The following is a 13,466-nucleotide window of genomic DNA, read 5'->3' on the forward strand; positions in this document are numbered from 1 at the left end:
CGCGCAAGAAAAACGCCATTGTCGCAGAGCTGAAAACGGGGCACAAGATGCGCCCCGAAGGGATTACAGTGATTCGTTAAGCCAGTTGTCGAACGGCGCTTTCGGCATCGCGCCGCTTAGCATGTCCACCACTTCGCCATTTTTGAACAGCATAATGGTCGGAATACTGCGAATGCGGAAACGCGCACTCAGCTCGCGTTCGGCTTCGGTGTTAACTTTTACAAAGCGCACTTTACCGCTGCGTTCTTCTGCGACATCTTCGAAAATCGGCGCGAAGTTGCGGCACGGGCCGCACCATGGTGCCCAGAAATCGACAACCACAGGCAGGTCATCTTTCAGCAGCTTATCCAGGGTTTCGCCAGTCGCATTGATCACATCTCCATCGAACAGCTCATGTCCACAGCGCCCACATTTCGCGCCGTCGTTCATTCTTTCTTCAGGAATGCGGTTCAGCGCCTGACAGCTTGCACATACGGTATTCATAACTAACCTCAGGGAAGCGATGGTACAAAGCGGCGTTTCGCCGGTATGTTTCTTCAATGTTACATATTATTGATAAGAAGGTTTTAAACGACAACGCGTTTTATTCAATGAGTACAATAGCCGATAACTTTTGAACGAATTAATGGCTAAGCGCCAGCACATCAGGTAATCTGCGCGCTTCGCGCAGCGCTGGTGGAGAAAAGCATGAACGATGAATTAAAGAATAAAAGCGGCAAGGTCAAAGTGATGTATGTCCGCAGTGATGATGATTCCGATAAACGTGGCTATAACCCGCGCACCGGGAAAGGGCCAGCACGTAGCGGAACGTCTTCGCGCAGTGGCGATGACCGTCGCACCTCCCGCGATGATAAAGGTCGTACTGGCCGTGACGACAGAAGTCGTTCCGCCCGCGATGACCGTGGCCGCCCTGCTCGTGATGACAGAAGCCGCCCGCAGCGAGACAATTTCAGCAACCAGAGTGATTCGCCGTGGCGTACCGTTTCTCGCGCGCCGGGTGACGAAACGCCGGAAAAACCGGATCACGGTGGTATTAGCGGTAAAAGTTTTATCGATCCGGAAGTGCTGCGCCGTCAGCGCGCGGAAGAGACGCGCGTCTATGGCGAAAATGCCTGCCAGGCACTGTTCAGCAGCCGTCCTGAATCAATTGTTCGCGCCTGGTTTGTGCAGAGCGTGACCCCGCGTTTTAAAGAAGCCCTGCGCTGGATGGCCGCGAACCGTAAAGCGTATCATGTGGTTGATGAAGATGAACTGGCGAAAGCCTCCGGCACAGAACACCACGGCGGCGTGTGCTTCCTGATCAAAAAGCGCAATGGTTTGAGTGTCCAGAAATGGGTGGCGAATGCCGCAGAAGAAGATTGCGTGCTGGCGCTGGAAGATGTGGGGAACCCGCACAACCTCGGCGCAATTATGCGCAGCTGCGCGCATTTCGGTGTGAAAGGCGTGGTATTGCAGGATGCGGCCGTGGTTGAATCTGGCGCGGCAGTCCGTACCGCAGAAGGCGGCGCGGAACACGTTCAGCCGATCACCGGCGATAGCTTTGTCGATGCGCTGGAAGAGTTCCGCCAGGCGGGTTACGCGCTGGTGACGACGTCCAGCCACAACGGAACGCCGCTGTTTAAAGCCGAGTTGCCGAAAAAAATGGTACTGGTACTGGGCCAGGAGCGCGATGGTTTGTCTGATGTTACCCTGTCTCGTTCTGATTTAAGCGTCTCAATTGAAGGCACTGGCAACGTTGAAAGCCTCAACGTGTCTGTCGCAACCGGCGTGTTGCTGGCAGAGTGGTGGCGTCAAAATAAAGCCTGATAGCGCAACGTCAGGTGCATTAAAAAATGCCAGCGTAATGCTGGCATTTTTTTATTCTACTCACTGATAACCACATCCTGCGGGCGCGGTTATCAACATGCTTTGGCTCTGTTTATTGCCTTTGGATTCCAATCTTACGAGCCAGGGAGAGGCTTTAGTACGTCCTTCCAGAGCGTAATCACTGCCGTCTCTTATAAGAGCGGATTTTTACTCACTTTCTGCCGGGAGTGTTGGCATCCAGTCGATTGGCGCTTCGCCCTGTTTTTCCAGCCATTGATTCGCCAGGACGAAATGGTTACAGCCAAAAAATCCACGGTGTGCGGAGAGCGGTGATGGATGCGGTGCTTTCAGAACATGATGGCGTTTTGTGTCGATAATCGCCCCTTTCTTCTGCGCGTGCGAACCCCAAAGCAGAAATACCACGCCTTCGCGATGCTCGTTAATCAGGCTAATCACTTTATCGGTGAAAGTTTCCCAGCCGAGGCTTGCGTGCGAGTGTGCCTGGCCGGCGCGCACGGTGAGCACGGTATTAAGTAGCAGCACGCCCTGACGCGCCCAGCTTTCGAGATAACCATGTTGCGGGCGGACAAAACCTGGAATGCTGGCTTCCAGCTCTTTATACATATTCAGCAGAGAAGGGGGAGGCGCAATGCCCGGACGAACGGAAAACGCCAGACCGTGTGCTTGTCCGGGGCCGTGGTAAGGATCCTGGCCGAGAATCACAACTTTGACATCGCCAAGCTCAGTGAAGCGAAAGGCGTTGAACACATCTTTCTGCGGCGGATAGATGGTGATCCCGGACTGGCGCTCTGCCGCCACCGTGCTAAGGGTGTTAATAAAGTACGGCTGCTGTTTTTCTTCTGCCAGCACATCATGCCATGTTAATGAGGTGGTCATCCCGCTCTCCTGCGATGTTCGTTCCCCGTAGCTTAACTGCTTATTTCCCCGGAACAAAATTCACTGTCCCCCGTGAACGAAAAATCCTAAAAATATTTTTAAAATTTACAAAAATTTTAAGTCAGTGTGACTGGCGTAACTTGATATAAAACAAGTATATTCCCCAATGACCTTTTTTAGTGTGTGGTTTTTATTGATTTAAATCAAGGAATGCCACATGTTGGACTGGTATATAAACAATCAGACAACAATGGTTTTACCAATTGGCCGGAAAGTATCCGGCGAATCAAATAATGTGCCTAAGGGAGGCTATTCATGATTACTGGTATCCAGATTACTAAAGCTGCTAATGACAACCTGCTGAACTCATTCTGGCTGCTCGATAATGAAAAAGGCGAAGCACGTTGTGTGTGTACCAAAGCGGGTTATGCAGAAGATGAAGTGGTTGCGGTTAGCAAACTCGGTGACATCGAATACCGTGAAATTCCGATGGAAGTGAAGCCGGAAGTGCGTGTTGAAGGTGGCCAGCACCTGAACGTTAACGTGCTGCGTCGTGAAACACTGCTTGATGCCGTTGAACACCCGGAAAAATACCCACAGCTGACAATTCGTGTCTCCGGTTATGCTGTGCGTTTTAACTCTCTAACTCCAGAACAGCAGCGCGACGTTATTGCTCGTACCTTTACTGAAAGCCTGTAATTTCAGGCACACATAAAAACGCCGGGATATCCCGGCGTTTTTTTTACTCTTCTGTATTTTGCGGCGCGGTACTTGCAGCGCTCGGCTTACGTCGTTTGCCAATGTTTTTGGTGTCACGATGGCGTTGCTTCACACGCGGTTTCTCTTTTTCTTTCTCTTTTTTCTTCTCTGCGCGTTTCGCCAGCACTTTCTTCGACGGTTTGCCTGTCAGCTTTTCACTGGGCGCGCGCGTTTTTGCACGCAATTCGTCTATCACGCGCGGCTTCAGCGGTTCTTCAACATAACGGCCAATTTTACCCAGCAGCAGATGATCGTGCGCTTCGACCAGCGAAATCGCGGTGCCTTTACGGCCTGCACGACCCGTACGACCGATTCGGTGCAGATAGGTATCGCCGCTGCGCGGCAGATCGAAGTTAAAGACGTGGCTGACATCGTCGATATCAATGCCGCGAGCGGCGACATCGGTGGCGACCAGTACATTCACACGGCCTTCCGTCAGGCGTTTAATCGCTTCGTTACGCTTCGCCTGCACCATCTCACCTTCGAGATAGCAGTTGTTAATGCCCGCTTCTCGTAGCCAGTTTGCCAGCTCATGCACGCGCTCGCGTTTGCGCACAAACACGATAGAGCGGCTAACTTCAGGTTGCTTGAGCAGATGCACCAGCAGCGCAGTTTTATGGGCGACGTCGTCGGCACGGTAGTACCACTGGTGAATTTTCTTGCGCTCACGCGTTGAGGGCGTGGCGGAAACTTCGACAGGATCTTCCAGCAGGCGCTCGGCAAAATTTTTAATCGCGTCGCCTTCCAGCGTCGCGGAGAACAGCATGGTCTGTTTGCGCCAGCGGGTTTCACCGGCAATATGCTCAATATCTTGCGCGAAGCCCATGTCCAGCATGCGGTCTGCTTCGTCAAGGATCAGTGTCTCTACCGCGCGGCAGTCGAAGTTCTCTTCTTTGATATATTGCAGCAGGCGGCCAGTGGTCGCGACCACGATATCCTGGTTTTCGCTGAACACTTCCGCGTGGTTCATATACGCTACACCACCGGTAATGGTGGCGATATCCAGATGCGTGTTCGCGGCAAGCTCACGCGCGTGATCGGCCACCTGCATCGCCAGCTCGCGGGTCGGCGTCAGGATCAGGATGCGCGGCGGGCCGGATTTTTTACGCGGGAAGTCCAGAAGGTGCTGCAACGCAGGCAGCAGATATGCCGCTGTTTTACCGGTGCCGGTAGGGGCGGAACCGAGGACATCACGCCCTTCAAGCGCAGGCGGAATGGCGGCGGCCTGGATGGCGGTCGGGCGTGTAAAGCCTTTGCTCTGGAGCGCGTCCAGCAGGCTGTCGTCAAGTTCGAGTTCGGAAAAAGTCGTTACAGTCATGATCTACCTCTGTGTGGGGCGCCGATTATAGACGTTACGGCTGCAATCTTCATCTGTTCTCTGCTTATCGCTTTTCCAGCGCTTTGCTTTCCCCTATGCTACACCGGTTTCCGAATTGAGGTTGTAAAGATGTCCCAGTCAAAGGCTCAGTTGCGCCGTGACGGCTTCACGTTTAAAGAGTTCTTTGTTGCTCACGATCGCTGCGCCATGAAAGTGGGCACCGATGGGGTGATGTTAGGCGCATGGGCGCCGGTTTCCAAAGCGCGGCATGTGCTGGACATTGGTACCGGTAGTGGGCTGCTGGCGCTGATGCTGGCGCAACGCACATCGCCAGAAGTAACAATTGATGCCGTCGAGCTGGATGAGCAAGCAGCGGAGCAGGCGCGGGAAAATGTTCAGGCCTCGCCGTGGGCGGCGCGCATTACCGTGCATCAGGCGGATATCTGCCAGTGGAGCACGGAAAACACCGCGCGCTACGATCTGATTGTCAGCAATCCACCCTATTTTGACGAAGGGGTGCAATGCGCCACGCCAGAGCGCGAAAAAGCGCGCTATACCACAACGCTTGATCATGAATCCTTGCTGGAAATTGGCGCAACGCTGATTACGGAAGAGGGTTTTTTCTGCGTCGTTCTGCCGATTGAAATCAGCGAAGCCTTTGTCAGCAAAGCGCAAACGCTGGGCTGGCATCTGCGTTTGCGTACGGATGTGACTGAAACAGAAAGCCGCTTGCCGCATCGGGTCCTGCTGGCTTTCTCACCGCGAGACGGCGAACTGTTTGCCGATCGTCTGGTGATCCGTGGGCCAGATCAGCGTTACTCAGAGAGCTACACCGCGCTGACCCAGGCGTTTTATCTGTTTATGTAGTTTTGTGGCGAGAGCACCGTCGGGCCGGATTCCGGCAGTAAATCGGGGTAATCCAGCGTGAAATGCAACCCACGGCTCTCTTTGCGCGCCATCGCACAGCGGACAATTAACTCCGCGACTTGCACCAGGTTGCGCAGCTCCAGCAGGTTATTCGAGACGCGGAAGTTCGCATAGTACTCATCGATTTCCTGCTGTAGCAGTGTTATACGGCGCAGTGCGCGCTCAAGGCGTTTAGTGGTGCGCACAATGCCGACGTAATCCCACATAAACAGCCGTAATTCGTGCCAGTTGTGTTGCAGAATCACCCGTTCATCGGCATCGTCCACGCGGCTTTCATCCCAAGCTGGCAGCGTCGTGACCGCATGGGCATGCGGTATACGGTGGGCGATATCTTCCGCCGCCGACCAGCCATAGACCAGGCACTCCAGCAGCGAATTCGACGCCATGCGGTTCGCGCCGTGCAAACCGCTATAACTCACTTCTCCAATTGCATACAGCCCGTCGACATCGGTACGCCCGCGATCGTCAATCATGACGCCGCCGCAGGTGTAATGTGCCGCGGGTACAATCGGAACGGGCTCTTTGGTTAAATCGATGCCAAGCCCGAGCAACTTTTCATAAATCATCGGGAAATGGTGACGAATAAATTCAGCCGGTTTATGGCTAATGTCGAGATACATGCAATCGACGCCGAGACGTTTCATTTCATGATCGATCGCGCGGGCGACCACATCGCGTGGCGCTAATTCACCTCGCGCGTCAAAATCTGGCATGAAACGTGTGCCGTCCGGGCGTTTCAGATGGGCGCCTTCACCGCGTAATGCTTCCGTGAGCAGGAAATTGCGTGCTTGCGGGTGGAACAGTGCAGTAGGGTGAAATTGATTAAACTCCAGATTCGCCACCCGGCAGCCCGCACGCCAGGCCATTGCAATGCCGTCACCAGAAGCGATATCCGGATTGGTGGTGTACTGATAGACCTTCGAGGCGCCGCCGGTTGCCAGCACCACGGCTTTTGCCTGACAGGTTTCCACCTGTTCTTTATTACGGTTCCACACCCACGCGCCCACTACGCGGCGCGTTCCGGCCAGGCCAATTTTGTCGGAGATAATCAGATCCACCGCATTGCAGCGCTCAAGCACGCGAATGTTCGGATGGTTAATCGCCTGGGAGACCAGCGTGTTTTCGACCTCTTTGCCCGTCGCGTCGGCGCTATGCAGGATGCGGCGGTGGCTATGCCCGCCTTCACGCGTGAGGTGGTAACTGGCTTCGCCGTTTGCAGCGACTTCGGTATCAAACAACACGCCTTGATCAATCAGCCACTGGACACACTGGCGCGCGTTGCTGGCGACAAACTCCGCTGCGTGGCGCTCAACAATTCCGGCGCCGGCAATGAGCGTATCTTCCACATGCGATTCGATGCTGTCGGTTTCATCAAATACCGCAGCGATACCGCCCTGAGCATAAAATGTCGAACCTTCGCTAATGGGCCCTTTGCTTAAAACTATGACCCTATGTTTGTCTGCAAGCTGCAAAGCCACCGAAAGACCGGCCGCGCCGCTGCCGATGACCAGTACATCACAGGAGAGTTCAGGAGTCGTTTTCATGGTTTGTTTAATTTACTAAACAGTGTTTGCGCAGCATAGCACCGTAAGAGGAAGATGATCACTGTTTTTTGCGTTTTTTGTACTAATGGCTAAACATGATGACCGGGTCGGAAATATCCATCCAGGAAAAAGATATTAAGAAGCAGTTTGTTAGCTAAGGTGTATTAGAGGTGAAAAAAAAGCGGTATTGCGTTACTCTCTGGCGATCTTAAGGTCTTTTCTTTGAGAAAATACATTGTTCAAAGTTTGCAGACTTATAATGAGTCAGAATGAAAAGTCTGTAGAACGATGCACAAAAACAAAGGCGTAACGGAACTTTATTACAGACCGGTCCTCTAATTGGCTGCTTGCTCATATTGTGCAGTATTGGAGTGGCGTTTCTGGATACGCGTGGAAATTGGTTTTGGGGAGACTTTACCTCGGATGAGCGAGCAGTTAACGGATCAGGTCCTGGTCGAAAGGGTCCAGAAAGGAGATCAGAAAGCGTTCAACTTACTGGTGGTGCGCTACCAGCATAAAGTGGCGAGTCTGGTTTCCCGTTATGTCCCTTCGGGCGATGTGCCTGATGTCGTACAAGAGTCATTTATAAAAGCCTATCGCGCGCTTGATTCATTCAGGGGGGATAGTGCTTTTTATACCTGGCTGTACCGAATTGCGGTTAATACAGCGAAAAATTACCTGGTTGCCCAAGGGCGCAGGCCGCCATCCAGTGATGTGGACGCAATTGAAGCAGAAAACTTCGAAAGTGGCGGTGCACTGAAAGAAATTTCGAACCCTGAGAACTTAATGTTGTCAGAAGAACTGCGACAAATAGTTTTCCGTACCATTGAGTCGCTCCCGGAAGATTTACGCATGGCAATTACGTTGCGGGAGCTGGATGGCCTGAGTTATGAAGAGATTGCGGCCATAATGGATTGTCCGGTAGGTACTGTTCGTTCTCGTATCTTCCGTGCGCGGGAAGCTATTGATAATAAAGTTCAACCGCTTATCAGGCGTTGACGATAGCGGGATACTGAAAAAGGTATTAGGCATGCAGAAAGAACAACTTTCCGCTTTAATGGATGGTGAAATGCTGGATAGTGAGCTGCTCGTTGAGTTGTCTCAGGATCCGGAAATGCAGAAAACCTGGGAGAGCTATCATCTCATCCGCGATTCCATGCGTGGTGATACCGCCGATCTCCTCCATTTCGATATCTCAGCCCAAGTAATGGCCGCGATTGAGAAAGACGCTGTTCAGGCGCCGGCGCCGTTGATTCCTGAAGCTCAGCCCGCTCCTCACCAATGGCAGAAAATGCCGTTCTGGCACAAAGTCCGACCATGGGCCAGCCAGCTTACCCAGATGGGCGTCGCGGCATGCGTATCGCTTGCTGTAATTGTTGGCGTCCAGCACTATAATGGCTCGGCTGAATCAACCCAACAGCCCGAAGCGCCAGTGTTTAATACACTGCCGATGATGGGCAAAGCCAGTCCGGTGAGTTTGGGTGTTCCGTCTGATGCGACGGCAAATGCCGGTCAGCAACAGCAGGTGCAGGAACAACGTCGTCGCATTAATGCAATGCTGCAGGATTACGAACTGCAACGCCGTCTGCACTCCGAACAGCTTCAGTTTGAGCAGGCGCAAACACAGCAAGCTGCTGTTCAAGTGCCAGGAAATCAAACTTTAGGAACGCAATCGCAGTAATGAAGCAACTTTGGTGTGCCATGTCTTTTGTGGCTACTGGCTTGTTCTGCTCTGTCAACGCCTCGGCTGATGTTTCGTCCGGGGCGTTGCTGCAGCAAATGAACGTGGCGAGCCAGTCGCTCAACTACGAACTCTCTTTCGTCAGCATCAATAAGCAGGGTGTTGAATCGTTACGTTACCGCCATGTGCGTCTTAACGATCAGCCGCTTGCGCAGTTGTTGCAAATGGACGGCCCCCGCCGCGAAGTGGTGCAGCGTGGCAATGAGATCAGCTACTTCGAGCCGGGTCTTGAACCTTTCACGCTTAACGGCAATTTCATTGTAGATTCACTGCCGTCACTGGTTTATACCGACTTCAAACGTCTTTCTCCCTATTACGATTTCATCTCAGTCGGCCGCACGCGCATTGCTGACCGGCTATGCGAAGTGATCCGCGTTGTGGCGCGTGATGGCACCCGTTATAGCTATATCGTGTGGATGGATGAAGAAACCCGCCTGCCGATGCGCGTTGATTTGCTTGATCGTGATGGCGAAACCCTTGAACAGTTCCGTGTTATTGCGGTTACCGTTAACGGTCAGGTGACTAACAGCATGCAAACACTGGCGAAAGCCAGTTTGCCACCGCTCCTTTCACTTCCGGCTGGCGATAAAGTGGTATTTAACTGGGAACCGGCCTGGTTGCCGCAGGGGTTTAGCGAAGTATCCAGCAGCCGTCGCCAACTGCCGACCATGGATATGCCCGTTGAATCTCGCCTCTATTCCGATGGTTTGTTCAGTTTCTCCGTGAACGTTAACCGCGCTAATCAGAATAGCGCCGATCAGATGCTGCGCACCGGTCGCCGTACTGTTAGCACAACGGTTCGCGATAACGCCGAAATTACTGTCGTTGGTGAATTGCCGCCGCAAACCGCAAAACGTATTGCGGACAGTCTCAAATTTAAGGCCGCACAATGATAAAAGAGTGGGCGACCGTCGTTTCCTGGCAAAATGGCAGCGCGCTGGTCGAATGTGATGTCAAAGCTTCCTGTAGCAGCTGTGCTTCGCGTGCCGGTTGCGGTAGCCGTGTGCTGAATAAACTCGGTCCGCAAACCACGCACACTATTGCCGTACCGAGCGCAGAACCGTTGGTTGCCGGGCAGAAGGTTGAATTAGGCATCGCCGAGAGCAGCCTGTTGGGCTCAGCGGTATTGGTCTATATGTCGCCGCTGGTAGGTCTGTTCGTCATGGGGGCTATTTTCCAGGCGCTCTTCGGCCAGGATCTCGCAGCGCTTTGCGGCGCGGTGCTTGGCGGCGTTGGCGGCTTTTTACTCGCCCGCGGTTTATCGCCAAAGCTTGCCACGCGCAGCGAATGGCAGCCGGTTATTCTCAGCGTCGGTCTGCCTCCGGATCTTATCCGCGTTGACAACGCATCCGCGGAAAGCCAGCCGTAATATTCTCTTTAAGTCTTACGATAATAGCGATACTTTTCTGCTTGGTATCAGCATTTCCCCGCATTGTTGTTGTAGTGTAGAATGCGGCGTTTCAGTACATTGACGTCAGGCGCGTACAGGCCTCTTAGTTACTCGTAAGGCATAAAAACTCACTATATGAAGAATATTCGTAACTTTTCGATCATCGCTCACATCGACCACGGTAAGTCGACGCTGTCTGACCGTATCATCCAGATTTGCGGTGGTCTTTCCGATCGCGAAATGGAAGCTCAGGTTCTTGATTCCATGGATCTTGAACGTGAGCGCGGCATCACCATCAAAGCGCAAAGTGTCACGCTGGATTACAAAGCTAACAATGGCGAAACCTACCAGCTGAACTTTATCGATACCCCCGGTCACGTTGACTTCTCCTACGAGGTTTCCCGTTCGCTCGCCGCTTGCGAAGGTGCATTGCTGGTGGTGGATGCGGGTCAGGGCGTGGAAGCGCAGACGCTGGCAAACTGCTATACCGCCATCGAGATGGATCTGGAAGTCGTACCGGTACTGAATAAAATCGACCTGCCAGCCGCCGATCCTGAGCGTGTAGCAGAAGAAATTGAAGACATTGTTGGCATCGACGCCACCGATGCGGTGCGCTGCTCGGCGAAAACCGGTGTGGGCGTGCCCGACGTGCTGGAGCGCCTGGTGCGTGACATCCCGCCGCCGGAAGGCGATCCGGATGCGCCGTTGCAGGCACTGATTATCGACTCCTGGTTCGATAATTACCTTGGCGTGGTTTCTCTGGTGCGTATCAAAAATGGCACCATGCGCAAAGGCGACAAAATTAAAGTAATGAGCACCGGGCAGGTTTATAACGCTGACCGCCTGGGGATTTTCACGCCGAAACAGGTTGATCGCACCGAACTGAAGTGCGGCGAAGTAGGCTGGCTGGTTTGCGCGATTAAAGACATTCTCGGCGCGCCTGTGGGCGATACCCTGACGACTTCCCGTAATCCGGCAGATAAAGCGCTGCCAGGCTTTAAGAAGGTAAAACCGCAGGTTTACGCCGGTCTGTTCCCGGTCAGCTCGGACGATTACGAAAACTTCCGCGATGCACTTGGCAAGTTGAGCCTCAATGATGCCTCGTTGTTCTACGAACCGGAAAGTTCCACCGCGCTCGGCTTTGGTTTCCGCTGCGGCTTCCTCGGTTTGCTGCACATGGAGATCATCCAGGAGCGTCTTGAGCGCGAATACGATCTGGATCTGATCACTACCGCACCGACCGTAGTCTACGAAGTGCAGACCACCAATAAAGAAGTGGTTTACGTCGATAGCCCGTCTAAGTTGCCGCCGCTGAACAACATTGACGAGCTGCGCGAGCCTATCGCCGAGTGTCACATGCTGCTGCCGCAGGAGTATCTGGGCAACGTTATCACGCTGTGCGTAGAGAAACGTGGTGTGCAGACCAACATGGTTTACCACGGCAACCAGGTTGCGCTGACTTATGAAATCCCTATGGCGGAAGTGGTGCTGGACTTCTTCGATCGTCTGAAATCAACGTCGCGCGGTTATGCGTCGCTCGATTACAACTTCAAACGTTTCCAGGCCTCCAACATGGTGCGTGTGGACGTGTTGATCAACGGTGAGCGTGTGGATGCACTGGCGCTGATCACCCATAACGATAACGCACCGTATCGTGGTCGTGAATTGGTCGAGAAAATGAAAGAACTGATCCCGCGCCAGCAGTTTGATATCGCGATTCAGGCGGCTATCGGTAACCACATTATTGCCCGTTCTACAGTGAAACAGCTGCGTAAAAACGTGCTGGCGAAATGCTACGGCGGTGACGTGAGCCGTAAGAAAAAACTGCTGCAGAAACAGAAAGAAGGTAAGAAGCGCATGAAGCAGGTCGGCAACGTCGAACTGCCGCAGGAAGCGTTCCTTGCCATTCTGCATGTGGGCAAAGATAGCAAATAATCCTAAGGAGTTGGCATGGCGAACATGTTTGCCCTGATCCTGGTGATCGCGACCCTGGTGACGGGTTTTTTATGGTGCCTGGATAAGTTTATTTTTGCACCAAAACGCCGGGATCGTCAGGCCGCTGCGCAAGTTGCGACAGGCGATGCGCTCGATGCAAAAACGCTGAAAAAGATCGGTCCGAAGCCTGGCTGGCTGGAGACCGGTGCTTCCGTATTCCCGGTGCTGGCCATTGTGCTGGTGGTGCGTTCGTTTATTTACGAACCGTTCCAGATCCCATCTGGTTCAATGATGCCAACGCTGCTTATTGGTGATTTCATTCTGGTGGAGAAGTTTGCCTACGGAATTAAAGATCCGATCTACCAGAAAACGCTGATTGAAACCGGTCATCCGAAACGCGGTGACATTGCGGTATTTAAATACCCGGACGATCCGCGTCTGGATTACATCAAACGTGTGGTTGGTGTACCGGGCGATAAAGTGACCTACGATCCGGTGACCAAACAAGTGACCGTGCAGCCGAACTGTAGCTCGGGTCAGGCTTGCGGTAGCGCTCTGCCTATCACTTACAGCAACGTTGAAGAGAGCGATTTTGTGCAGACCTTCGGACGTCGCTCCGGTGGTGAGGCAAGCAGCGGTTTCTTCCAGTTACCGAAAGGCCAGTCCCTGCCGGATGGCGTACGTTTAACCGAGCGCAAAGAGACGCTGGGGGATGTGACGCACCGCATTCTGACCGTGCCTATCGCGCAGGATCAATTGGGGATCTACTATCGCCAGCAGAGTCAGCCGCTGGCCACCTGGATTGTGCCGCCGGGCCATTATTTTATGATGGGCGACAACCGCGATAACAGCGCAGACAGTCGCTACTGGGGCTTTGTGCCGGAAGCGAACCTGGTTGGCCGCGCCACGGCAATCTGGATGAGTTTCGAAAAACAAGAAGGTGAATGGCCGACAGGCGTACGCCTGAATCGTATCGGCGGAATTCATTAATTAACCAGGGCGCAATCATCGCGATTGCGCCCTGAATTATTTCCAATATTATTCCCACCAGACTAACGACAACCCCGGTCGTTGCGTATAGAATATTCCCCCGAAGTTTAAGGCTGGTTCCCCCGGGTGCCACAGCACACGAAACCGCGTTGGTTTTCT

General features: G+C 53.2%; 13 protein-coding genes. 9 read left to right on the forward strand and 4 right to left on the reverse strand.

Going from position 1 to position 13,466, the window contains the following annotated elements:
* Positions 1 to 63: 63 nt before the first annotated feature.
* The gene (gene trxC / locus C813_RS28970; RefSeq protein ID WP_017459050.1) at positions 64 to 483 is read right to left on the reverse strand and encodes a thioredoxin TrxC; all 420 of its coding nucleotides are present in this window, start codon (positions 481 to 483) and stop codon (positions 64 to 66) included.
* Between the two features lie 204 nt (positions 484 to 687).
* Here trxC and C813_RS28975 point away from each other — a divergent pair, with 204 nt between their 5' ends.
* Positions 688 to 1,806, forward strand: a complete 1,119-nt coding sequence (locus C813_RS28975) for a tRNA/rRNA methyltransferase (RefSeq protein ID WP_017459049.1) — start codon at positions 688 to 690, stop codon at positions 1,804 to 1,806.
* Positions 1,807 to 2,013: 207 nt separating this feature from the next.
* On the opposite strand, the gene ung is transcribed toward C813_RS28975, so the two are convergent.
* Complete coding sequence (ung, locus tag C813_RS28980) at positions 2,014 to 2,703, reverse strand: uracil-DNA glycosylase (protein WP_017459048.1); 690 nt, start codon at positions 2,701 to 2,703, stop codon at positions 2,014 to 2,016.
* A gap of 315 nt (positions 2,704 to 3,018) precedes the next feature.
* On the opposite strand from ung, the gene grcA reads away from it, so the two are divergent.
* A complete protein-coding gene (gene grcA, locus C813_RS28985) occupies positions 3,019 to 3,402 on the forward strand; it encodes an autonomous glycyl radical cofactor GrcA (RefSeq protein WP_017459047.1) in 384 nt (127 codons plus the stop codon).
* Positions 3,403 to 3,445: 43 nt separating this feature from the next.
* Here the strand turns inward: grcA and srmB are convergent, their stop codons facing one another.
* The gene (srmB, locus tag C813_RS28990) at positions 3,446 to 4,780 is read right to left on the reverse strand and encodes an ATP-dependent RNA helicase SrmB (protein ID WP_017459046.1); all 1,335 of its coding nucleotides are present in this window, start codon (positions 4,778 to 4,780) and stop codon (positions 3,446 to 3,448) included.
* Between the two features lie 129 nt (positions 4,781 to 4,909).
* On the opposite strand from srmB, the gene trmN reads away from it, so the two are divergent.
* Positions 4,910 to 5,647: a tRNA(1)(Val) (adenine(37)-N(6))-methyltransferase TrmN gene (gene trmN, locus C813_RS28995; RefSeq protein WP_017459045.1), complete on the forward strand. Its 738-nt coding sequence runs from the start codon at positions 4,910 to 4,912 to the stop codon at positions 5,645 to 5,647.
* Here the strand turns inward: trmN and nadB are convergent.
* On the reverse strand, positions 5,632 to 7,251 hold the full coding sequence (gene nadB, locus C813_RS29000; RefSeq protein ID WP_017459044.1) for an L-aspartate oxidase: 1,620 nt from the start codon (positions 7,249 to 7,251) through the stop codon (positions 5,632 to 5,634). The two genes, trmN and nadB, sit on opposite strands and share 16 nt — an antisense overlap.
* 423 nt (positions 7,252 to 7,674) lie before the next feature.
* Here nadB and rpoE point away from each other — a divergent pair, with 423 nt between their 5' ends.
* The 6 genes from rpoE to lepB all read left to right on the forward strand — a co-directional run bounded on the left by rpoE (position 7,675) and on the right by lepB (position 13,307).
* Positions 7,675 to 8,250 carry an RNA polymerase sigma factor RpoE gene (rpoE, locus tag C813_RS29005; protein WP_000003307.1) on the forward strand — a complete coding sequence of 192 codons (576 nt, stop codon included), beginning with the start codon at positions 7,675 to 7,677 and terminating at the stop codon, positions 8,248 to 8,250.
* A 31-nt stretch (positions 8,251 to 8,281) separates the two neighbouring features.
* Entirely contained in the window at positions 8,282 to 8,932 is a 651-nt protein-coding gene (gene rseA / locus C813_RS29010; RefSeq protein ID WP_017459043.1) for an anti-sigma-E factor RseA, read from the forward strand.
* Complete coding sequence (gene rseB / locus C813_RS29015; RefSeq protein WP_017459042.1) at positions 8,932 to 9,885, forward strand: sigma-E factor regulatory protein RseB; 954 nt, start codon at positions 8,932 to 8,934, stop codon at positions 9,883 to 9,885. The genes rseA and rseB overlap by 1 nt, the downstream gene beginning before the upstream one ends.
* Entirely contained in the window at positions 9,882 to 10,361 is a 480-nt protein-coding gene (gene rseC, locus C813_RS29020; protein ID WP_017459041.1) for a SoxR-reducing system protein RseC, read from the forward strand. Before rseB ends, rseC begins: the two co-directional genes overlap by 4 nt.
* Before the next feature lie 156 nt (positions 10,362 to 10,517).
* The gene (lepA, locus tag C813_RS29025) at positions 10,518 to 12,317 is read left to right on the forward strand and encodes a translation elongation factor 4 (protein ID WP_017459040.1); all 1,800 of its coding nucleotides are present in this window, start codon (positions 10,518 to 10,520) and stop codon (positions 12,315 to 12,317) included.
* Between the two features lie 15 nt (positions 12,318 to 12,332).
* A complete protein-coding gene (gene lepB / locus C813_RS29030; protein ID WP_017459039.1) occupies positions 12,333 to 13,307 on the forward strand; it encodes a signal peptidase I in 975 nt (324 codons plus the stop codon).
* Positions 13,308 to 13,466 lie beyond the last annotated feature (159 nt).

The sequence above is a fragment of the Kosakonia sacchari SP1 genome, assembly GCF_000300455.3.
GTDB lineage: Bacteria > Pseudomonadota > Gammaproteobacteria > Enterobacterales > Enterobacteriaceae > Kosakonia > Kosakonia sacchari.